Raw genomic sequence first — 21,449 nt, forward strand, 5'->3', positions numbered from 1 at the left:
AACTTCTTCTTGAAGTCCCGCAGCCGTCCGTAGTCCGCGCCGAATTGGGTCTGCAGAGCCTCCCAGGGGATTAGGCACGGCTTGCGGAGGTAGCTCATGCGGTACGTGAGCCACGAGTAGATGTCGAGGGCCAACGGTGAGCCCTTGAGAGCCTTGAGAGCGCGGAGGCCGATCGGCACGGCGTGGGCGACGAGCTCGTCGTAGAACTCAGAGCTCAATACGACGACCGAGTTCCAGAGTGGCTGTTGCTCGGGATCTCGCGGCGACCACCAGAGCTGGTGCTTGTGGGCGATGGTGTAGCCAACGCCAGCGGAGTGACCCTCATCCTCGTCGGAGTAAGTGCACCGAATCGTGGTGGAGAAGAGCCGGTGGAGCTGGTCGCGTAGGCGCGACGTCGTCCCTCGCTTGCCGGTGACAGGCATGAGGCCGAGCTTGTACATGAAGCTCGAGAACGTGGGGCCGAGCTCGAGTTCGAGACTCCGCGTTCGAACGGCCTCGGTGGAGAGCCAGGCCAGGGCGAGCCGCGGATACGAGCCGTAGGGGAGCCCGACCGACGGCGGAGCGTTCATGTAGAGAGTGAAGCGACCGTTGACGCGTTCGAACGCGTGCGGGTTTGGACCTTTGTGGGGCCGGCTGTGGGGGAAGGTAGCCTGGACGAGGATCCGGGCCATGAAGCCGAGAGCGCCGGCCGCGCGGGCCTCCTCGGCCTCGATGGCGAGGGCTTCTTGAGCGAGCTTCCGAGATTTGCTGCGGCGTTTGGGACGGGTGTTCCAGACGGTCCGGTCCAGGACCTCCCCGAGGCGATGCGGACAGTTGTCATCACGCGTCAGGGCGAAAGCCTCAGGCGGCTAAGCTCATGTCCCTCAGTGAGTTAAAGGATTCGGGGCGATTTGGGCGGCCAGGAACTGTTCTACTCATTCGAAGAGACCATCAGTTGATTTGACTGAGCGGTCGCTTCTGCATAGCGTAGTTTATAGAGGTTCACGCTCATGAGCGAGGCAGGTCTTTCCATCGATCCCGACACCAAGGTGGCGACACTGCTCGACCACTATCCGGAGCTGGAGGATGTGCTCATTGCCATGGCTCCGCCCTTTAAGAAATTGAAGAATCCGATTCTCAGGAAGAGCGTCGCGAGGGTCGCCTCCCTGAGGCAGGCGGCGGCGGTAGCAGGTTTGTCGGTCGGAGAAGTGGTCAATGCCCTGCGACGAGCGATCGGCCAGGAGACGATCGAGGAGGATTCGACCTCGGTCGAGGTCGCCTACTTCGGTGATCGGCCCGAGTGGTTCGATCCGGCGAGAGTGGTGCACTCCATCGACGAGCGGCAGGTCGATCCCGAGACCATGCCGCTCACCACGGTTATGGGGGAAGCCAAGCGGCTGCAGCCGGGCCAGATTCTGGTGTTGGTCACGAACTTTCTCCCGGCTCCCGGGATCGACATCATCAGGAAGAAGGGCTACCGCGTCTGGACTGTTCGCGAAGGCGCCGAGCTGATCAAGACCTACATCTCGACCCCCTGACGTCGGACACCAAACCGCGGGAGTTGTCAGAGAGGAGCGTCCACAACCTCTTCGGCCCAAGCACCCACATCGTAGCGATCCGCAATAGCCTCGAGCTTCCAGCCGATTCCGTTGCTATGCTCTGGCCGTAGGGCAAAGCTCCCCTTCGGGGTTTTCGAGGAAGTCGCTCGTGAATACTCAACTTGTGGAATCGGTGCAGGCGCTGGCGGTCGCGGTGGTGTTCGCCGCCGCTGCCGTCGTCCTCTTCTGGCCCGCGCGCGGTCTTCTCTGGCGCTGGCTGCGCGCCCTGCGCGCCACTGAAAAGGTCCTCATCGAAGACGCGCTCAAGCACCTGTTCGATAGCGAGTACAAGGCCCGGGTGCCCAACCTCCAGAGCCTCTCCGGGGCCCTTGCGGTTTCCGGTAATCGCGCTGCAGAGATCCTCCACCGGCTGGAGGAACGCGAGCTCGTCACCGGGGTGGAGGGCGGGTACCGGCTCACTGCCGGCGGACGAAGCTACGCGCTGCGGATCGTTCGTAGCCATCGCTTATGGGAGCGATTCCTTTCCGATCACACCGGCCTCGAGCCCGAGGCCTGGCATAATGAGGCCGAGCTTCGCGAGCATGAGACCAGCCCCGAGGAGGCCAACGCCCTCGCGGCCCGGTTGGGACACCCCCGCTACGATCCGCACGGCGACCCGATTCCGACCGCCGGCGGCGAGATCGTGGCGCCCCAGGGCAAGCCCCTGAATGAGCTGCCTGTCGGCGAGCTGGCCGAGATCGTCCATGTCGAGGATGAGCCGGCCGCGATCTACGCCCAGCTGCTGGCGGAGGGGCTCCATCCGGGCATGCGCATCCGGGTTTCGGAATCGTCGCCGCAGCGGATTCGTTTCGAAGCGGACGCCGAAGAGCACGTCCTGGCGCCGATCTTCGCCGCCAATCTGTCGGTGCAGGTCCTTCCCAAGAAAGAAGACATGCTGGGTCCCTTTGAGAGGCTCTCCGCGCTCGCGATCGGCGAGAGCGGGACGGTGATCGGGCTGTCGCCGGAGCTCAGGGGATCGGCACGACGACGCATCCTAGATCTGGGTGTCATCCCCGGCACCGTTGTCAGCACCGAGATACGCAGCCCTTCGGGCGATCCCGTCGGCTACCGCATCCGCGGGGCAGTCATCGCGTTGCGCCGCGAGCAGGCGGATCAGATTCGCATTGAGCGCAGGCCGTCGGAACAGGCCATCGCATCATGAGTCACGCCGGCGCGGATTGCGCGACCTGTCCGGCCCATCACCTCCCCAACCTCGTCAAGTTGGGCGTGGACATGGAGAACTTCGACTACGTGGTGGCTCTGGCGGGCAATCCCAACACCGGCAAGAGTACCGTCTTCAACGCGCTGACGGGCTTGAGGCAGCACACCGGCAACTGGCCCGGAAAAACGGTCGTTCGCGCCGAAGGCGGTTTTTCCGCCGCCGCCGACCGCTACAAACTCGTCGATCTTCCCGGAACGTACTCGCTTCTGTCGGCAAGTCTCGACGAAGAGATTGCCCGCGATTTCATCCTCTTTGGAAAGCCGGACGTCACCGTCATTGTCGTCGATGCGACCCGGCTCGAGCGCAACTTGAACCTGGTGCTCCAGGTTCTGGAGATCACCGATCGCGCCGTCGTCTGTCTCAATCTGATGGACGAGGTGCGGCGGCGCGGTCTCCTGATCGACGAACGGCGATTGGCTCGTGATCTCGGTGTTCCGGTCGTTCCGACGACAGCGCGATACGGTGAGGGTTTGCAGGAGCTTCTGGCTGCCATTCGCGAAGTCGCGACCGGCGCGACCGTGTGCAAACCGCACCGCGCGGGAAGTCGCCCGCCTGCTCTCGGGCGAGCCGTCCGCCACCACTCCACGGCGATTCGCAATCACTACCCAGACCTCTCCAACGCTCAGTGGGTAGCCCTTCGACTCCTCGATGGCGATCCCAGGATCGGCGAGGCAGTCGAGAGCGGCGCGCTCGGCGAACTGCAGGAGAGCTCCGAAACGCTAGCTCTCGATCACGAAGATACTGACCTCCCGGCCCGCGCCGGCGAATCGTCTCGACACCCGCTCTTGGCGGCTGCCCGTCAGCTACGTTGGCAGGTAGGCAAGGACTTCCACCAGAAGCTCATGGAGTCGATCTACGCCGAAGCCGTTCGGTTGACCGACCGATCCGTCACCCGCAGCGGAGAGAAGCCTCGATTCGACTGGGATCGGACTCTGGATCGCCTGGTGACCAGCCGTACCTTCGGTTTCCCGTTGATGCTTCTGATTCTGACCGTCGTTTTCTGGGTCACCATCGCTGGCGCCAACATCCCGTCGGCAATGCTGGCGACCCTGCTGATTGACACCATCCATCCTCTGCTCAAGGCTGGGGCCGCCGCCATCGGGCTTCCCTGGTGGTTGGACGGCGTTCTGGTCGACGGCATGTACCTGGCTACAGCCTGGGTCGTTGCCGTGATGCTGCCGCCGATGGCCATCTTCTTTCCGCTGTTCACGTTGCTCGAGGATTTCGGTTACCTGCCGCGCGTCGCCTTCAATCTGGATCGACTGTTCAAGCGGGTCGGCGCCCACGGCAAACAAGCTCTCACCATGAGCATGGGCTGGGGCTGTAACGCAGCGGCCATCCTTTCGACCCGCATCATCGACTCGCCACGCGAGCGCTTGATCGCCATCATTACCAACAACTTCGCCCTCTGTAACGGCCGTTGGCCGACGCAGATCCTGATTGCTTCGATCTTCGTCGGCGGTCTGGTGCCGGCGCACCTCGCCGGCTTCCTCTCGGCGCTATCGGTCGTCGCGATCGCGGTTCTGGGCGTGGTGCTCACATTCGTCACCTCATGGCTGCTGTCGCGGACGATCCTGCGCGGCGAGGTCTCGACCTTCGACCTCGAGCTGCCGCCGTACCGGCCGCCCCGGATTCTGCGCACTCTCTACAACTCGATCATCGATCGCACGTTGATCGTGCTGTGGCGGGCAGTGATCTTTGCACTGCCAGCAGGAGCTGCGATCTGGCTGTTTGCCAACATCACCGTGAACGATTCGAGTCTCGCTCAGTGGAGCATCCTTGCCCTCGAACCGCTCGGATTCCTTCTGGGTCTGTCGGGAATGGTTCTTCTCGCCTACATCATTGCCATCCCGGCCAACGAGATCGTCATCCCGACGATTCTGATGCTCACCGTTCTGGTGCTCGGCGCAGATGGCATCGGCGCCGGAACCGGCGTCATGTTCGAGCTCGACTCGGAGGTAGCCACCGCCGAGCTTCTACGTGCCGGCGGTTGGACGCTCTTGATGGCGGTCAACCTCATGCTCTTCAGTCTCATCCACAATCCGTGCTCGACGACCCTCTACACGATCTGGAAAGAGACCAGGAGCGCCAAATGGACGACGATCTCCGCACTCCTGCCGTTGGCGATGGGCTTTGCAACCTGTTTCCTCGTCGCTCAGGTGTGGAGGATCGTCACCGCTCTCTAGCAGCCGAGCCTCGGCTCAGGATTCGAGCTCCGCAGCGACCACCAGAGCTGGTGCCTGTGGGCGATCTGCAAGCCGACGCCGGCGGCGTGCCCCTCGGCCTCGTCCGAATAGCTGCAGCGGATCGTGGTGGAGAAGAGCCGGTGGAGCTGATCACGGAGGCGTGAGGACGTTCCGCGCTTGCCGCTGATCGGTGTCAGCCCGAGCTTGTACATGAAGTTCGAGAAGGTCGAACCGAGCTCGATCTCTCGACTCCGGGTCCGGACCGCCTCGGTCGAGAGCCAGGCGAGCGCAAGACGAGGATAGGAGCCGTAGGGGAGGCCGACGATTAGGGTGCCCTAATGGGAGTTACTTGGAACCGTTCCGGGGGAGCGTGGCTCTAGCTAACTCGGGCGTTTCCCACGCACTGTCGTCCTATGGCCTGTACTCGATCGCGACGACGATGTTCCGCCCCATCTCCGGGATCCGATCCCGGGTAAACGGGTTGAGCGAGTTGAGATGGTTGACGTACCGCTTGTCGCCCACGTTCTCGACCCCCAGTCGGAGGTTGAGGCCGTTGCCGATTTGGTACCCACCCATCAGATCGACAACACCGTAGCCCGCGCTCGGTTGCTCCAACCGGGAGGCCGCAACGTCGTCCTGGGCGTCCACGAGCAGGCCGCCGAGGTCGAGCCAGTAGCGCTCGTTCGGCGGTCCGAAACGGACGCCGAGGCGCGCCGACGGTGGAGGCAGGCCGAAGAGCGGCTCATTGAAGAAAGTGTCTTCGCCGTCCAGATAGCTGATGCCGGCGCGCCAGCTCACCCAGTCACTTACCGCGTGGGTAAGCTGGAACTCGCCGCCGACCACCTCGGCTTCGTCACCGGTAATGTAGCGAAAGACCACCGGCGGACTTAGCGGCAGTCGCCTCGGCAGATCGGGATCCGGCATCACTGTGATGTAGTCGTCGATCACCCGATAGAAGCCGTTGATCGTGAAGGTCAACCTCGATGCGACGTACTGCAGTCCGATGTCGAGCTGCCGACCGGTCTCGGGCTCAATGCCGGGGTCACCCATGAACTCGGCCGCCACCTGGAACTTGGCCGACGGAAAGCGATCGGAGTAGCGCTCGAGCACGCTGGCTGTTCGCACCGCCTGACCGACACCGGCGGTCAACGCCCAGTTGTCCGACAGACCCCAACGGGCGCTCAAGGCGACACTGACGTTGGTCTCACTCTGATCGAGCGCGCCACGCGTGTTGTCCGCGAAGAAGTTCGAGACCTCGCCCGCCGAAGCGTCAACGAGATCCGCCCTGAGAGTGCCACCGAGCTCGAAGTCGTCCTGGCGATAGACGCCCTGAAAGTAGCCTCCGAGATCCTCGATCTTCGCAGCCGGCCAGACGATATCGCTGAAAACCACGAAGCCGGTGTCACGCCGGGCGATGCTTCGGGTGGCGGTTTGGTCGACTGTGTAGAAGTCGGCCCCGGCCTTCCAGCTCCACTCCCCGTCGCCCCAGCTGACGTGCGCTCTCGCGCCCGCCGTGTTGGACTCCGTGGGCAGATCCACGTCGATGCCGAACGGTGGGATTCGATTCGGGTTCGGCTGGGCGGTCGGCTTCTCATCGTTGTTCATCAAGTGGTCCTTACGGTTGTTGTAGACCTGTGCGAAGACCTCCGTGATGTTGTCGTTTGCCGGGTTCCAGGTCAGATCGATGCCGTAGGAGCGTGTGTAGAAGTAGCTCGCGTCGAGGATCCGGCCCGCATAGTCGATGTCGCTCTGTTCCTGATAACCGATCAGGAAATCGATTACCATGCTTTTGTTGGGCTGGAAACCAAAGTTGAGGCGACTTTCGTTGGACTCGTAGTTTCCAGGAATCTGGTTACCGGCGCCGTCCTCGTAGTCGCTCCCTTGGCGCGAATTGAGCAGCAGGTTGAAGCGCCAGCTGTCACCGGTTCCCCAGATGCCGCCGAAGGTGTCGGTTCTGGACGCGTTGTCGCTGTAGCGGACCCCTCCTCGGGCATTGAACCCACCGGTGCCAAAGGTCGGTCGGTAGGTCTCGAGGTTGATGGCAGCGAGCGTGCCCGCGCCCCAGGCCAGCGCATACGGACCCTTGACCACCTGCATCCGCTCCACCATGTGGGGGCTGACGTGGCTAAGATCCGAATCCATGCGCGCGGGGCCGGCCGCGAAGGTCCGTGTGCCGTCGACGAAGACGCCCACCTCGGTCTCGACCAGTCCGCGGACGTTCGGATCGAGGTTGACCGGTCCTCGTCGAATGGCGTCGAGGCCATCCTGACGCCGCATCGCCTCGGCGAGGTCCTGGTCGGACACTGCCTGAATTTCGCTGCCTGGGATCTCGATCGCCGAGGGAAGCTCCGGATGTGTCGAGGTCACCACGATCTCCTGGCGAAACTCGGCTTCGGGTTTCTCTTTGCTCTCTGTCTGGCCTGGGGTCTCCTCTTCGTTCTGGGCCCGCGCGACGGGTGCCTCCGTGAGCTGGACGGCTAGCAGCACTCCGGCGAGGAGGAGCTTGCAGGTCTGCGACTCACGCGGTCTTGTCACTGTTTGTGTCTCTCGTTCGCTCTCGTTCGGGCTTCGTTACTGTACCGTGGCGCCCTCACCAACGGCCTTTGCTCCTCGGGGCAAGAGGGCCGTTCCAAGGTGTCTGCCTACCGCCGAGGTAGGTGGGTTGGCGAGGCTCTGAGCAACAGCCCTGTCACCTGCTCCGAGATTCGCGCTGCTGGGTAGACGGTGAGAACGTCGCTGAGGTGCGTCAGAAACTTCCTCTTGAAGTCCCGCAGGCGTCCGTAGTCGGCACCGAACTGGATCTGCAGTGCTTCCCAGGGGATGAGGCAGGGCTTCCGGAGGTAGCTCATCCGGTAGGTCAGCCAGGAGTAGATGTCGAGGGCGAGCGGCGAGCCCTTGAGCGCTTTGAGAGCGCGGAGGTCGATCGGCACCGCGTGGGCTACGAGCTCGTCGTAGAACTCGGAGCTGAGGACGACAACCGAGTTCCAAAGGGGCCGCTGCTCGGAATCTCGAGGCGACCACCAGAGCTGGTGCCTGTGGGCGATGGTGTAGCCGACGCCAGCGGCAGCGAGAGACTCTCCGGCTGGAGAGCCCGCCTGCCTGGCCGGGGCTAGCAGCTGGCGGATGTTCCCGGCCCTGCTGAATGAGAGGGACGGGGGTATGAACATCCGCCGCCGTCGGGCGATGCGGTGTCGAAGGCCATTCGACGCACGGCGCCGGCGATCCAGTTGCCTGAACCGTGGGGCTTGGAGACCTGCATCGAGCAGATAACGCAGCCGGGCGATCTGGGCGTCGGGCTCTAAACTGATCGGCCTCGCCTCGCAACTTTGATTGAATGCCCAGGTGAGCTCAAGCGACTACAGTCGTCGGATCGGCCGCGTCGTCGAACACATCCGCTCGAACCTCGAGGCCGACCTATCGCTTGAAAAGCTCGCCAAGGTCGCCCACTTCTCGCCGTATCACTTCCACCGGATCTTCCGCGCCGCGACCGGCGAGACCCTCGCGGCGTTTGCCCGACGGGCGCGGCTCGAGCGCGCCGTGTTTCTCATACGCGCGGCTCCCGAGCGCTCGCTCTCGTCGATCGCCCTCGAGGTCGGGTTCAACACGCCATCGGACTTCTCGCGGGTGTTTCGCCGGGTCTACGGGGTTTCGCCCTCGAGCTGGGACTGCAAGAGCCGCCTCGACGGCGCCCCGGACATCGCGGTCGACGCCCGGCGCGCGGGCGCTGAGGCCCCGGCTCCGGCACTGGTCGTCTCGCGCGACCCCTGCCGGCTCGCCTACCTGACCGTCCGCGACCCGTGGCGTGGCGGCCGGCTCGCGGCCGGCTACCAGACGCTCCTTGCGGCGGTCGAGGGCTGGCGCAATCGCGCACTGATCGGCTCGAGCTGGGACTCGGAGAAGAGCACGCCGCTCGAGCGGGTGACCTACGACCTCGGGTTGGTCGTCGGTCCCGACTTCGAGCCGGTCGGCAACATCGCCGTCCGCGAACTCCCGGGGGTCGAGGCGGTCGAGATTCACTGCACCAGCCTGATGCAGGTCGCCCTCGCCTGGGATTACCTCTACACCGTCTGGCTGCCCGGCTCCGACCACGAGCCCGCCGATCTCCCAGCGCTCAAGCGCTTTCGACGGACTCCCGAGGTCCTCGACGACGCGGCCTGGGACGTCGACTGCTCGATCGCCTTGCGCCCCCAGCAGCCCTGAGCAGAAACTCCGCAAGAACGGGAAAGCGGAACCCTGCGGTTTCGCGCTAGTTTGCGTGAATGACCTCCCAAGACCTGGTTCGCGAATACCTCCAGCTGATCACCCTCGACGGCACCGACTTCGATCGGCTCCGCGCCATCCTCGCCGATGACTTCGTCCTCGAAGACACCCTCATGGGTACCTCGAGCGCCGACGAGTTCGTCGCCAAGCTGCGCGCCTTCCAAGGGCCGCCGTTGAAGTCGAAGCCCGAGGAGATCGTCGGCGACCGCGACCGCGTCGTCGCGCTCACTGTACTGGACATGATGGGTAGTGAGATCATCTACTCGCAGTGGTTCTGGCTCAGCGGCGGGAAGATCCAGCGGATCCGGACGATCTATGACCCGCGGCCGTTTCTCGAGGCCGCCAAGCAGTAGGCCCCGTGCCTGAGACCCCGTGGCCAGCCGAGCCGGTCGTGGCCGGGTGTACCTGGATCAGCTCGAGCGCGGCCAGGCGCTGTCAGACCCCTGGAGTGGGGAACCGATCAGCTCGTGGACCTGGAGACCTTCCTTGCCCGCAAGATCGTCATCGACAGGCTCGAGGTACAGCTCGATTGTCTCGCGGATGTTGTCCATCGCCTCTTCCGCGGTGTCACCTTCGCTGATGCACCCGGGCAGAGTTGGAACATAGGCGGTGTAGCCGCCCTCTTCGCTTGGCTCTAGGACGATCTTGAGTTTCATTACGTAGGCCCTGACCAGAAGACTCATTAAAGCCTGCGAGGAACATGGGACTTGGATGGTCTCAGAAGTAGGCCTGTGTCCTGATTCGCGAGTCCTGCCTCCGGGTAGACGTAAAGAACCTCGACCAAGTGGGCCAGGAACTTCCTCTTGAAGTCCCGCAGGCGTCCGTAGTCCGAGCCAAACTGAATCTTGAGCGCTTCCCAGGGGATGAGGCAGGGCTTCCGGAGGTAGCTCATCCGGTAGGTCAGCCACGAGTAGGCCGGTGACTGGTGTCAGGCCGAGCTTGTACATCAAGCTCGAGAAGGTCGGCCCGAGCTCGATCTCGCGGCTGCGCGTTCGCACGGCCTCGGTCGAGAGCCAAGCGAGGGCGAGCTTCTGGGACTTACTGCGACGTTTGGGATGAGTGTTCCAAACGCTCCGCGCCAGGACCTCCCCGAGGCGATGCGGACAGTTGTCAGCACGCGTCAGGGCGAAAGCCTCACGCGGCTAAGCTCATGTCCCTCAGTGAGTTAAAGGATTCGAGTTGGGCGAAAACGGTGTTCCAAATCTCTCCCGTTGGGGACCATCTACTTCGCCGACGTTAGAGGGTTCCTTTCCGACCGCACCGTGTTCCCGGGGCGCGTGGCACTTCCAAAGAGGCAGCTCAGAGGTGCCACTCAGAAAGCCCGTCGGGGTCTCTGAGACGCTACTCCAGAAGCTCGCGGAGCGTCAGGGTACCGGTGGAAACCGATTGGTCGCCGGTGATCTCGGCATGAGTACCGTGAAATCTCCCGCGCTCGAACTTTCCGCGGAAGGTTAGCTCGTGATGATGATGTTCGTCCTGGACCCTCCCTGATAGCTCGCCCTCTGACAGGCTTCCGTGGGCGGTTCCGGCGAAACGGCGGATCTTCCCGTTTAACTGCGCCGAGAAGACCGTTGGGGTGCGCGTACGGGATTCGAACCCCTGTTACCAGCCTGACCGGACGACCTCCCGATGTCCCTGGCAGGCCCGACCCGCCCGGCGGGGTGGCGACGGTTCGGCGAGCCAGGACGTAGCCTGGTGTTTGCCTCTAGAAAGGCACGGCCAGGCGAAAGCCTGACTCCGCAAGAAAAAGGAAGCACGCAAGGAGGGTGCACATGGCACAGCGAATCCTGGTCATCGGCGCGACAGGCTTGCTGGGAGAGCCCGTTGCGAACGGCTTGCGTGAAGTCGGGTTTGCGGTGCGTGTGATGTCACGAGATGTTGGACGCGTCCGCGCCAAGTTCGCCGAACCGTTCGAGGCTGTCGCCGGCGATGCCCTGAAGGTTGCCGATGTCGAGAAAGCGCTCAGGGGCTGCGACGCTGTTCACGTCAGCATCGACCACGACCATGAACACGAATGCGTCATTCAGGTGTTGGAGGCGGCCCGCACTCAGGGGCTCCAACGCGTCACGTACATCTCGGGCGTCACGGTCTGCGAGGAGAACCGCTGGTTCCCGCTGGTGGATCGCAAGCTCCGCTCCGAGGAAGCGATCCGTGCCAGCGGCACTGAGTACACGATTTTTCGCCCGGGCTGGTTCATGGAGATGCTGGCGCGCTTCGTGCGCGACGGTCGGGTCTACGTCTTCGGCAAGCCAAAGCGACGCTGGCACTTCGTGGCGGTCCGGGATTTGGCTCGGATGGTCGTCGAAAGCTACCGGCGCCCGGAAGCGGCCAACAAGTCCTTCTACGTGCACGGACCCGAGGCTCTGACCGTGCTCGAGGCGCAGCGGTCCTACTGCCGTGTCCTCCACCCCGAGATCCAGAGCTTTCGCGGTACCCCGTACTGGATGCTCCGCCTGATCGCCCGGCTCAGCCGCAACGCCCAGATGCGGATAGGGGTCGAGATGGTTTCCTATCTCGAGAAAGTGGGGGAGCGGGGCGACCCGACCGAGGCCAATGCCATTTTGGGGGCTCCGCAGACCACGCTCGAACAGTGGTTACGAATGCGGAGCCCGAGGTAGGGGGCGCTTCCTATCCAGACACGGGCTTAAGTCGTGAGTCGCTATCGCAATGAGCTGCCCCAGCTTCGCGGCGGGTTTTTCCTCACTGACGGGGGTATCGACACCGACCTGATCTTCAACCACGGGATCGAGATTCGGGAGTTCGCGACCCATACACTGCTGAGCGATGCGGCTGGCCGCTGGGCGATTGCCGACTACTTTCGCCCCTACCTCGCCCTGGCGGATGAGGTTGGAGCAGGCTTCATCCTCAACGGCCAGACCTGGAAGGCCCACACCTGGTGGGCCGCCGATCTGGACAGCAACGGGGAAGAGCTGCGGTGGGCCAACGAGGACTCGATCGCCTTCGTCGCGCAACTGCGCGACGAGTTCGCGGCCAACGAGCAGCCGATTGTCCTCAACGGCATCATCGGACCGCGTGGCGACAGCTACTCGCCGGCCACGGAGATCACGGCGCACCAGGCCGAGGAATACCATGCGCAGCAGATCGGCTGGCTGGTAGCGACCGAGGTCGACATGGTTACAGCGGCGACGTTCGGCCGAGCGGAGGAGGCGGTGGGCATCGTTCGGGCTGCCGGCGCGGCCGAGCTGCCGATCGTTGTCTCCTTCACCGTGGACACAAACGGCGCACTACCGAGCGGCCGGCCGCTGGCCGAGGCGATCCAGAAGGTCGACGAGGCCACCTCGAGAGCGGCCGCCTACTTCATGGTGAACTGCGCCCACCCCGATCACTTCTTCCACCTGCTGGGGGACTCGGCCTGGGCTCGCCGTATCCGCGGCATCCGCTGCAACGCCTCGCGGCTGGGTCACACCGAGCTCGACCGGCGCGAGACCCTCGACGACGGAGACCCCGTCGAGCTCGCCACCCGCTACGCCGAGCTCAGGGAGCGCATGCCGTGGCTCGTCGTCTTCGGTGGCTGCTGCGGCACGGACCTGCGCCACGTGACGGAGATCGCCCGCGTCCTGTCCGGGTGAACGGATGAGCGGACCGGACGATGCTGTGATTTCGCTTCCGACCATGTCCGCTCGCGTGGCAGCCCTCGCCCTGCTTCCCGGACTGCCCTGGGTGTTAGCCGCGTTGTGTGTGCTGCTGGTACTGCCCAGTCTGAATGCGGGATATTCGCTTGACGATTACCTGCACCAGAACATCCTCTCCGGAAAGGCTCAGGCACACGGGCCCGTGAGCCCCTACGGCTTGTTCGTCTTCGTCGACGGCGATCCTTCCCGTGTCCGCGCGATGGTCGATGCGGGGACTTTGCCCTGGTGGAGCAGCGATACCCTGCAGATCAGCTTCTCACGTCCGCTGACCGAGCTGACCCACGGACTCGACCATGCACTGGGTCCGAATGTGCCCGCCTTGGCCCACGCCCAGAGCCTCCTGTGGGGTGCCGCACTGGTTTTGCTGGCTACGCTGCTCTACCGTGAAGTCCATGGCGTCGTCTTGGCGGCTGGATTCGCGGCTATGGCCTTTGCCCTGGACGAAGGCCACGCGTTTCCGCTCGTCTGGGTGGCCGGCCGCAATGCCCTGGTCGCCGGGGCCTTGGCGATTGCTGCTCTCCTGTGCCACGTTCGAGGATGTCGCCGCGGGTGGAAGGCCGGCGCCGTGCTGGGCCCTGCTCTTTTCCTCGCGGCGCTGCTCGCGGCGGAGGCGGCCATCGCCGTGCTGGCGTACTTTGTCGCCTATCAGTGGGTTTATTCGAGCGAGTGGTCCGCGTCAAAACGCCAACGAACCGCAGCTCGCTTCGGGCCCCTGCTGCCCTATGGAGCGATCGCGCTGGTCTACTTGATCACCTATCGCGCACTGGGATACGGCGTACATGGCTCGGGGCAGTATCTCGACCCCCTCAGTCAGCTGGGGAGCTACCTAATCCTCGCGCTACCCCGAGCGGTGCTCTTGCTCGCTGCTCAGTTTGTCACCCTGCCGCTCGCACTCGAGACGTTCCATTACCGCGACGAGGTTGCTCGGGCGATCTTCGTCGTGGTCGCCTCTCTCATCGTGTGGACCGTCGTGCGTGCCTTGATCGTTCCCCGCTGGAAGCGTCCGGAGACGCGCTTTTGGGTCATCGGCATGCTCCTCAGCCTTCCTCCGGCGCTCTCCTTGGGATCTTTCACCCGCGCGCTCATGTTCGTCGGCATAGGTGGTGCCGGGGTTTTGGGCATCGCGTTCGAAGATTGGTACAAATCCGCCAAGCTACGCCCTGGCCGATGGTCGATGCTAGGTCGGCGATCTCTCGTGGCGATGCACCTGGTCCTGGCTCCCCTTGCGCTTTTCGCAATGTCCTTGGTCCTCCCCAGGGCGATGGATCTCCAAGAGGAAGCGCTCGACCAGCTACCCTGGGCAGAGCGCCGGACGTGGGTCTTTGTCAACCCCAGAGCTGCCTTCTGGGCGGGTGGCAACATACAGGCATCACGTCGGCACGCCGATCGCTCGGTTCCTACCATACGCGTGCTGGCCAGCGGTGCCCTTGGGGTCACGGTCAGACGCAGCAGCGGGCGTTGCCTCGACGTCACCCCTACGGAGGGCTATCTCTTCCTGACCCACGATCGGTTGTTTCGCAACCCCGACCAGGTGATGCCGGTCGGGTGGCGCAGACAGCTATCGGGTATGTCGGTCGAGGTGCTCGACCGGATGCCCGACGCCAGGCCCAAGACTGCGCGTTTCTGTTTTGACCGAGCCCTGGAAGATCCTTCTCTGCGCTGGATCGCGATGGATGACTCCCATCCGAGGATCTTTCATCCTCCCGCATTCGGAAAGGCAGCAGTCCTCGACCCTTGACCCCAGGGTTCTGATCACCACAGGTGGCTCAACCGGTATCGCTCCAATGCTGCTTTCGTCCCGAATCCGTGCGATTGAGAAGAAGTGCCACGAATGGTAAGAAGACCCACGGTATCGCGTAGCAAACGGAGTACTGCTGATAGTAGGAAGGCCGAGCCTGGGAATGAACATCGGAGTCCTGTTTCGATACTCGATGTACTCCTCACCCAACCGTCTCTCCAGCTCCGGCTCTTCGATCTCTTTTAGCTCCCAGGCGTGGGCCAGCACATAGAGTGGCGTGAAGAGGCACACGAGTGCGATGGAGTCGAAGGCAAAGCCGAGGCCGAAGAGAAGGACGAAGACGCCGGTGACCATGGGATTCCTGACGTAGCGGTAGGGTCCGGTATCAACCACCTCGGGAGGCGGATTGAACGGTACTGGCGTTCCCTCGACTTGCAGAAAGTGAATCGCGGAAGGACCGGCCGGGAGCTGAAGCAGAGTGTCGAGACGGTCTCCTTCACGCCGGGAGTCGAGCTCGAGATCCTCGTGCGCGAGGAGTGGCAACTCAGACCCTACATCGAGATTGGCTTGGGGAGCGAGACCTCGGGTGACCTCGAGGCGTTTCTCTACAAGACGGGGGTGAAGAGTCTCTGGCTGGTGCCTCGCCGGTCGCACGAGATTCGCATCGGGGCGGCTCTCGAATACGAAGGCTTCGGCCTCCTGGATGGGGCTGTTCGAGACTCCTACGGAGTCGCCGAATGCGGGATCGAGCTGCGGTGGCTGGAAAGATTTCAGGTCCATGGGAAGGCCGGCGATCCGGGCGCCTATCTCATCGTGCGCCGGTTCCTTCCAGAAGTTGAGTTATTGCCGTTCAGAGGTGAGCCGTTCACGGTGACCGATCAGCTGGAGGTCGGCTTGACGGTTGGAACCCGGCCTCGACTTTCGGTCTGGGGCCGCGAGTTGCCACGCCTCGGACTGGCCTATCTCTGGGGCGACGGCCTCTCCTCGTATCGGCTGAACTTCGGGTTCCCTTTCTAGTCTCGCGGTTCGGAACGCGATTCGATGTCTGCCGGTCGCAGCGGTCGGCATCCTCTGGAAGACAGTCATCTACAGCGCCGTGATGATGTTGGTGGTCGCGCCTCAGATGGTCTATCACGCGTGTCGCGAATCCGGTGGACGTGGTTCGGTGACTGTCGGAGCAGGAGGCCCGTAGGCTGCTCCGAGACGCGCGCCGCCGGGTAGATGTGTAAGACGTCGCCCAGGTGGCCGAGGAACTTCCGCTTGAAGTCCCGGAGTCGCCCGTAGTCGGCTCCGAACTGTGTCTGGAGTGCCTGCCACGGGATGAGACATGGCTTCCGCAGGTAGCTCATCCGGTAGGTGAGCCAGGAGTAGATATCGAGGGCCAAGGGCGACCCCTTAAGGGCTTTGAGAGCGCGGAGGTCGATGGGTACGGCGTGGGCAACGAGCTCGTCGTAGAACTCTGAGCTCAGGACGACGGCAGAGTTCCAGAGGGGCCGCTGTTCGGGATCGCGCGGCGACCACCAAAGCTGGTGCTTGTGCGCGATGGCGAAGCCGACGCCGGCGGCGTGGCCCTCAGTCTCGTCGGAGTAGCTACAGCGGATCGTGGTGGAGAAGAGCCGGTGGAGCTGGCCGCGCAGGCGTGAGGTCGTGCCGCGCTTGCCCGTCACCGGCGTCAGGCCCAGCTTGTACATGAAGCTCGAGAAGGTCGGGCCGAGCTCGATCTCGCGCTCTCGTCTTCGGACGGCCTCGGTCGAGAGCCAGGCCATCGCGAGCCTCGGGTACGAGCCGTAGGGCAGCCCGACCGAAGGCGGCGCGTTCATGTAGAGAGTGAAGCGGCCGTTGACCCTCTCGAACTCGTGCGTCGTCGGTCGGCTATGGGGCAATGTGGCCTGGACGAGGATCCGGGCCATGAAGCCGAGGGCGCCGGCCGCGCGAGCCTCCTCGGCCTCGATCGCGAGAGCTTCCTGAGCGAGCTTCTGGGACTTGGTGCGCCGTTTGGGACGGGTGTTCCAAACGGTCCGCTCCAAGACCTCCCCGAGGCGATGCGGACAGTTGTCAGCACCCGTCAGGGCGGTACCCCTTACGCGGCTAAGCTCATGTCCCTCAGTGAGTTAAAGGATTCAAGTTGGGCGAAAACGGTGTTCCAAATCTCTCCCGTTGGGGACGCCAGTATTGCGTCGTAAACTACTGCAACTAAACGACTTATATCAATTCTCGTGCTCAAGTTGGGGTGCCCCAATGAGGTCACTTGGAACCCGCGCGGTTCGACAAGGACTCGGCGGTCGAACGGGCCGACGAGTCTCTCCCGCATGGCCGGCGAGCGAGATGAGCTATTGGCTTCGGAGCGAATGGACAGCTTTCTCGATTTCGCGGTAAAGGCTGTCGATTTCGTGATCGTCGATTCGCCACCGGTTCTTGCTCCCTTGTTCCCTTGACTGGATTGGGAGCGCCCTCCTGCTCGACCTCCGGGCGAACAGGGGGCGAGTCTGGATCAGGGATCCCGATCGGTGACGATGAACGTTCCGTCGAGCACCTCGAAGCCGTTCGTCAGGATCGCTTCTGAGGTCACGAACACGACCTCGGCCCCGTTGTCGACGATGTAGCCGCTGATGTCGCCGCCGGCGGTGATCGAGTTGCAGCCGATCTCGGTCGTATCCACGCTCACCGTGCCGGCATCGGAGAGATCGATATCGTCGTCCGGATCGGTGCACACGACGCTCACGGTCTCGAATGAGGAGGCGGCGGTATAGGCGCGGCTGCCGTCGGCGTTGAGGCTGATGGCGACGGTCCCGGCGAGTCCCTCGGTGCCGAACCCCAGGTCGCAGATCGAGTCCGAGAGGGTCAGGCTGCCGTCGACGACGCTCCGGTCGAAGACCGCCACCGTGCCGCGGAAGGGGTTGGTCAGATAGGCCTGGCTGTCGTCGGGGGTCACCGCCACTCCGGAGTTGTCCGGGCCGACCCCCGTGCAGAAGGCGAAGATGCCGGTCGTTGCGGTGCCGAAGTCCTCCTCTTGCAGATCCTGGACAAAAGTCAGCTCGCCGAAGGTCCCGGACATGGAGTTGTCGTCCCGGGTGAAGACCGCGGCCCAGTCGCCGCCGCCCCCAGTGCGTTCGCACGCCACATAGACGTTGTCGCCGTCGGGACTGACCGCAACCCCGTTGGCGCCGGTCATCCCATCGACACCGCCGACACCCTCCCTCTCCACCTCGAGAAAGGTCAGCTTGCCGAAGTTGGCGCCGGCGGCCGTCTCGCGCTCGAACACGGCGACCGCGTTGTCGTTCTCGCCGGCCACGTAGAGATGCTCGCCGTCGGGGCTGAGAGCCAGCGCCTCGGCGGCATCCAGGCCGTCCACGCCACCAACGCCGTCGTCCTCGATCTCGAGGAACGTCAGGTCGCCGGTGGCGCCGGCGCGCGTGAAGACCGAGACCTCGTCCTCGCTACGCGCCGCCACGTAGACGTGCTCGCCGTCGGGGCTGACCACCACCGCGTGCGCCCCGCCCAGGCCGTCGATCCCCACGTCGGTGTCCTTGATGATTGCGTTGAAGGTCAGCTTGCCGGTCCCTGAGTCCCGGTCGTACCAGGAGATCGAGGAGTCGACCAGCGCGGCGACATAGACGTTCTTGCCGTCCGGGCTGACCGCCAGACTGCGCGCCGAGTCGAGGCCGTCGATACCGACGTCAGTGTCGAAGAACGACTCGACGAAGGTCAGCTTGCCGGTCGCTGAGTGGATCGAGAAGACGATGAGGGCATCGTCGAGAGCGACAGCCGCGTAGGCGTGCTTGCCATCGGGGCTGAGAGCCACCTGCCGGACGCCACGGAGGCCCTGGATCCCACTTGCGGGCTCGCAGGTCGGCAGGTCGACATCACAGACCGCCTGCAAGATGACCGGGAAGTCAGCGCCAAGCGGTACGGAGCCCGCCGACAGCACGACTACCAGTGTTGCGATCCGCACGTTCTGCATTGCCGTTACCCGCTCCAGCGCCTGGCGCTTCTTCACCTTTGCAGGCTCGGTCGGCAGACCCGATTATCGAAGCGCCCGTCGAGAGTCTCTCTTTGGCGCGGATTGTAACCCACTGCCGTGTCGGACCGCCGCAAGAGGCGACGATTGTGGGGGGAAGAGGGACAGCTGCCTGCCGGGTGCGATCCCGACCTGCGGAACCTCCGGGGTGTGGTCGACCGGATCAGTCTTCAGCGGCGGCTGGACGAAATGCGGGGGAGATGAGTCTGCGACGCTCGGAGCAATAGGCCGGTCGGTTGCTCGGAGAGGCGCGCCGCTGGGTACACTTGGAGGACGTCGGCCAGGTGGCGAAGGAACTTCCTCTTGAAGTCCCGGGTCCGCCCGTAGTCGGCGCCGAATTGGGTCTGCAGCGCTTCCCAGGGAATGAGGCATGGCCTCCTCAGGTAGCTCATCCGGTAGGTGAGCCAGGAGTAGATGTCGAGGGCGAGCGGCGAGCCCTTGAGCGCCTTGAGGGCTCGAAGGTCGATCGGTACGGCGTGGGTAACGAGCTCGTCGTAGAACTCGGTGCTCAGAACGACGACCGAGTTCCAGAGCGGGCGTTGCTCGGGGTCTTGAGGCGACCACCAGAGCTGGTGCTTGTGGGCGATGGTGTAGCCGACGCCCGCGGCATGCCCCTCGGCCTCGTCCGAGTAGCTGCAACGGATCGTGGTCGAGAAAAGCCGGTGGAGCTGATCACGGAGACGCGAGGTGGTGCCGCGCTTGCCGGTGACAGGCGTAAGCCCCAGCTTGTACATGAAGCTCGAGAAGGTCGGGCCAAGCTCGATCTCGCGGTTCCGGGTCCGGACGGCCTCGGTGGAGAGCCAGGCAAGCGCCAGCCGCGGATACGAGCCGTAGGGCAGCCCGATCGAGGGCGGCGCGTTCATGTAGAGGGTAAAGCGGCCGTTGACACGCTCGAACTCATGCGGGTTGGGACCTTTGTGGGGCCGGCTGTGGGGGAGGGTGGCCTGGACGAGGATCCGGGCCATGAAGCCGAGGGCGCCGGCCGCGCGCGCTTCTTCGGCCTCGATTGCGAGGGCTTCCTGAGCGAGCCTGGTTGTCTTGGAGCGCTGCTGACGAACGGGGACAGGAAGTCCCTCCCGACCGACCTCCCTATCCTGTCCCCGAGCGCGATCCGGGGTGTTCCAAAGGGTCGGCTCGAGGACCTGCCCGAGGCGATGCGGACAGTTGTCAGCACGCGTCAGGGCGAAAGCCTCACGCGGCTAAGCTCATGTTCCTCAATGAGTTAAAGGATTCGAGTTGGGCGAAAACGGTGTTCCAAATCTCTCTCGTTGGGGACACCACTGCCGTTGCGGAAGTGGTGAACCCTCCGGGATGGTTGGAGGTCGGGCCAGCGATTGCATCGCTGCCCTTCGTAGCAAATCCCGTTGGGGACGCCAGTCTGCCCGTTAGGACAAGCCGGCTTGTGGCGGAACGGTCATCTGCGCCAGCGCGTTCTTGAACTCCGACAGGTCCTTGTCGAGCACGTCGCCCACGAGACAGTTAATGAGCGCGCCGCGCTGCTCGGGAAAGCGCTGCAGGAAGGCCCTGAAACTGAACTCGGTGTCGTAGAAGGCGAGGATCAGTCGCCAGATGACGTCGACCCCAGCCATCAACGGCGGCTCGAAACGATCCAACCGGGAAACGGAGCAATCGCCCTCAGCCAGAGCCTCGCATACGCAGCCGGCTGCCAGCTCAGCGGACGCCAAGGCCAGGTACAGGCCCGAAGAGTAGATCGGATCGAGGAAGGCCCGCGCGTCACCGAGCATCAGCCATCCATCACCACAGGTCTGCCGATTCACGTAGGCCAGCCGCCGGGAGCCGCGGATCGGACCGACCCGCTCCGCTTGGATGAGGCGCTCCTGCAGCGGGCGACACGCCTCGCTCTCGAGAAGGAAGGACTGCTCGCGATTGCTCTCGCCCGTGAACAGGTGGCGCGGGTCGTCGACGATACCGACGCTGACGATATCGTTCGGTAGCGGGATGTACCAGAACCACCCCCCACGGGGTATCGTGAAGATCGTCGTCTCGCCGGCATCGATGCCGGCCAGACGCTTGCCACCCTTGTAGTAACCCCAGAGCGAGCCCTTTTCGAGGCCGTGCACGGACGACCGCAAGCCGAGCTGGGAGCCGATGACCGCCGCGTGGCCGGAAGCGTCAGCCACCACGCGTGAGTCGATCTCGTACGGATCCGCCCCTGCGGTTCGCGCGCGAACGCCGACCGCACGACCGTCTTCGAACCGAACGCTTCTGACCGACGTACCGGTGCGGACCCCGACGCCGCTTCCTCGAGCGTTGTCCAGACACATCTCGTCGAACTCCGAGCGCTCGACCTGCCAGGTCCGTGCACCCTCACCGTCGATCGTCTCGGAGAAGTAGAAGGGGGTCGACCGCCTGCCATCCGCCGAGACGAACCGGACACTGTGTTTGACCGGAAAGCTCGAGGCCCTGAGCTTGGGCAGCAAGCCAAGACGATCCAGGGTGCCGTAGGTGGCGGGGATCAGCGACTCACCGATGTGATACCGAGGGAAGGTGGCACGCTCGAGGATCAGGCAGCGGTAACCTCTGCGCTGGACCAGAGTGGCCAACGTCGTGCCAGCCGGCCCGCCGCCGATGATCACGACATCGTAGGGATCACTCATAGGTAGCGGCCAGTCGGTGCTCGAGCTTGCTGGCGGCTTCCCGGGCGGAAGTGGTCGTTCATTTGTACGTGCTCCTGGGTGATCGTGCGTCTTTCGAGATCGTTGGAGGGAAGGCCCTCGCGAGGCCAGCTACATGGTAACCCGGTCGCAGAAGGCTCTCACTCTTTGGGTCGCGGG

The 21,449-nt window shown here is 63.9% G+C and carries 18 protein-coding genes; 8 read left to right on the forward strand and 10 right to left on the reverse strand.

The window, feature by feature from the left end; genetic code table 11:
- Positions 1 to 671, reverse strand: a 671-nt coding sequence (locus GY769_04865; protein ID MCP4201248.1) for a pirin, incomplete at its 3' end; no start/stop codon positions are given.
- Positions 672 to 989: 318 nt separating this feature from the next.
- On the opposite strand from GY769_04865, the gene GY769_04870 reads away from it, so the two are divergent.
- The 3 genes from GY769_04870 (at position 990) to feoB (ending at position 4,985) form a co-directional block, all read left to right on the forward strand.
- Complete coding sequence (locus tag GY769_04870) at positions 990 to 1,517, forward strand: DUF1858 domain-containing protein (protein MCP4201249.1); 528 nt, start codon at positions 990 to 992, stop codon at positions 1,515 to 1,517.
- Between the two features lie 169 nt (positions 1,518 to 1,686).
- Entirely contained in the window at positions 1,687 to 2,739 is a 1,053-nt protein-coding gene (locus tag GY769_04875; protein MCP4201250.1) for a DtxR family transcriptional regulator, read from the forward strand.
- Positions 2,736 to 4,985 carry a ferrous iron transport protein B gene (feoB, locus tag GY769_04880; GenBank protein MCP4201251.1) on the forward strand — a complete coding sequence of 750 codons (2,250 nt, stop codon included), beginning with the start codon at positions 2,736 to 2,738 and terminating at the stop codon, positions 4,983 to 4,985. Before GY769_04875 ends, feoB begins: the two co-directional genes overlap by 4 nt.
- Here feoB and GY769_04885 read toward each other — a convergent pair.
- The 3 genes from GY769_04885 to GY769_04895 form a co-directional block, all read right to left on the reverse strand.
- On the reverse strand, positions 4,982 to 5,311 hold the full coding sequence (locus GY769_04885; GenBank protein MCP4201252.1) for a hypothetical protein: 330 nt from the start codon (positions 5,309 to 5,311) through the stop codon (positions 4,982 to 4,984). The genes feoB and GY769_04885 overlap by 4 nt on opposite strands.
- Positions 5,312 to 5,396: 85 nt before the next feature.
- The gene (locus tag GY769_04890; protein MCP4201253.1) at positions 5,397 to 7,520 is read right to left on the reverse strand and encodes a TonB-dependent receptor; all 2,124 of its coding nucleotides are present in this window, start codon (positions 7,518 to 7,520) and stop codon (positions 5,397 to 5,399) included.
- Between the two features lie 107 nt (positions 7,521 to 7,627).
- Positions 7,628 to 8,152, reverse strand: coding sequence for a hypothetical protein (locus tag GY769_04895; protein ID MCP4201254.1), 525 nt, complete (start codon positions 8,150 to 8,152; stop codon positions 7,628 to 7,630).
- A 175-nt stretch (positions 8,153 to 8,327) separates the two neighbouring features.
- Between GY769_04895 and GY769_04900 the strand changes: the two genes are divergently transcribed.
- Entirely contained in the window at positions 8,328 to 9,185 is an 858-nt protein-coding gene (locus tag GY769_04900) for an AraC family transcriptional regulator (protein ID MCP4201255.1), read from the forward strand.
- A gap of 59 nt (positions 9,186 to 9,244) precedes the next feature.
- Positions 9,245 to 9,598, forward strand: coding sequence for a nuclear transport factor 2 family protein (locus GY769_04905; GenBank protein MCP4201256.1), 354 nt, complete (start codon positions 9,245 to 9,247; stop codon positions 9,596 to 9,598).
- A 57-nt stretch (positions 9,599 to 9,655) separates the two neighbouring features.
- Here the strand turns inward: GY769_04905 and GY769_04910 are convergent, their stop codons facing one another.
- Positions 9,656 to 10,243, reverse strand: coding sequence for a type II toxin-antitoxin system HicB family antitoxin (locus tag GY769_04910; protein MCP4201257.1), 588 nt, complete (start codon positions 10,241 to 10,243; stop codon positions 9,656 to 9,658).
- 774 nt (positions 10,244 to 11,017) lie between these two features.
- Here GY769_04910 and GY769_04915 point away from each other — a divergent pair.
- Both GY769_04915 and GY769_04920 read left to right on the forward strand, forming a co-directional pair.
- Positions 11,018 to 11,863 carry an NAD(P)H-binding protein gene (locus tag GY769_04915; protein MCP4201258.1) on the forward strand — a complete coding sequence of 282 codons (846 nt, stop codon included), beginning with the start codon at positions 11,018 to 11,020 and terminating at the stop codon, positions 11,861 to 11,863.
- A gap of 33 nt (positions 11,864 to 11,896) precedes the next feature.
- Positions 11,897 to 12,835: a homocysteine S-methyltransferase gene (locus tag GY769_04920; GenBank protein ID MCP4201259.1), complete on the forward strand. Its 939-nt coding sequence runs from the start codon at positions 11,897 to 11,899 to the stop codon at positions 12,833 to 12,835.
- Positions 12,836 to 14,456: 1,621 nt separating this feature from the next.
- Here the strand turns inward: GY769_04920 and GY769_04925 are convergent.
- Entirely contained in the window at positions 14,457 to 15,179 is a 723-nt protein-coding gene (locus GY769_04925) for an isoprenylcysteine carboxylmethyltransferase family protein (GenBank protein ID MCP4201260.1), read from the reverse strand.
- On the opposite strand from GY769_04925, the gene GY769_04930 reads away from it, so the two are divergent.
- A complete protein-coding gene (locus tag GY769_04930; protein ID MCP4201261.1) occupies positions 15,162 to 15,653 on the forward strand; it encodes a hypothetical protein in 492 nt (163 codons plus the stop codon). The genes GY769_04925 and GY769_04930 overlap by 18 nt on opposite strands.
- A 65-nt stretch (positions 15,654 to 15,718) precedes the next feature.
- Here GY769_04930 and GY769_04935 read toward each other — a convergent pair whose 3' ends face one another.
- The 4 genes from GY769_04935 to GY769_04950 form a co-directional block, all read right to left on the reverse strand.
- A complete protein-coding gene (locus GY769_04935; protein ID MCP4201262.1) occupies positions 15,719 to 16,546 on the reverse strand; it encodes a pirin in 828 nt (275 codons plus the stop codon).
- Between the two features lie 581 nt (positions 16,547 to 17,127).
- The gene (locus tag GY769_04940; GenBank protein MCP4201263.1) at positions 17,128 to 18,633 is read right to left on the reverse strand and encodes a lactonase family protein; all 1,506 of its coding nucleotides are present in this window, start codon (positions 18,631 to 18,633) and stop codon (positions 17,128 to 17,130) included.
- A 191-nt stretch (positions 18,634 to 18,824) separates the two neighbouring features.
- Positions 18,825 to 19,619: a pirin gene (locus tag GY769_04945; GenBank protein ID MCP4201264.1), complete on the reverse strand. Its 795-nt coding sequence runs from the start codon at positions 19,617 to 19,619 to the stop codon at positions 18,825 to 18,827.
- Positions 19,620 to 20,039: 420 nt separating this feature from the next.
- Entirely contained in the window at positions 20,040 to 21,272 is a 1,233-nt protein-coding gene (locus GY769_04950) for an NAD(P)/FAD-dependent oxidoreductase (protein ID MCP4201265.1), read from the reverse strand.
- Between the last annotated feature and the right edge of the window lie 177 nt (positions 21,273 to 21,449).

It is taken from the genome of bacterium (assembly GCA_024224155.1).
Lineage (GTDB): Bacteria > Acidobacteriota > Thermoanaerobaculia > Multivoradales > JAHEKO01 > CALZIK01.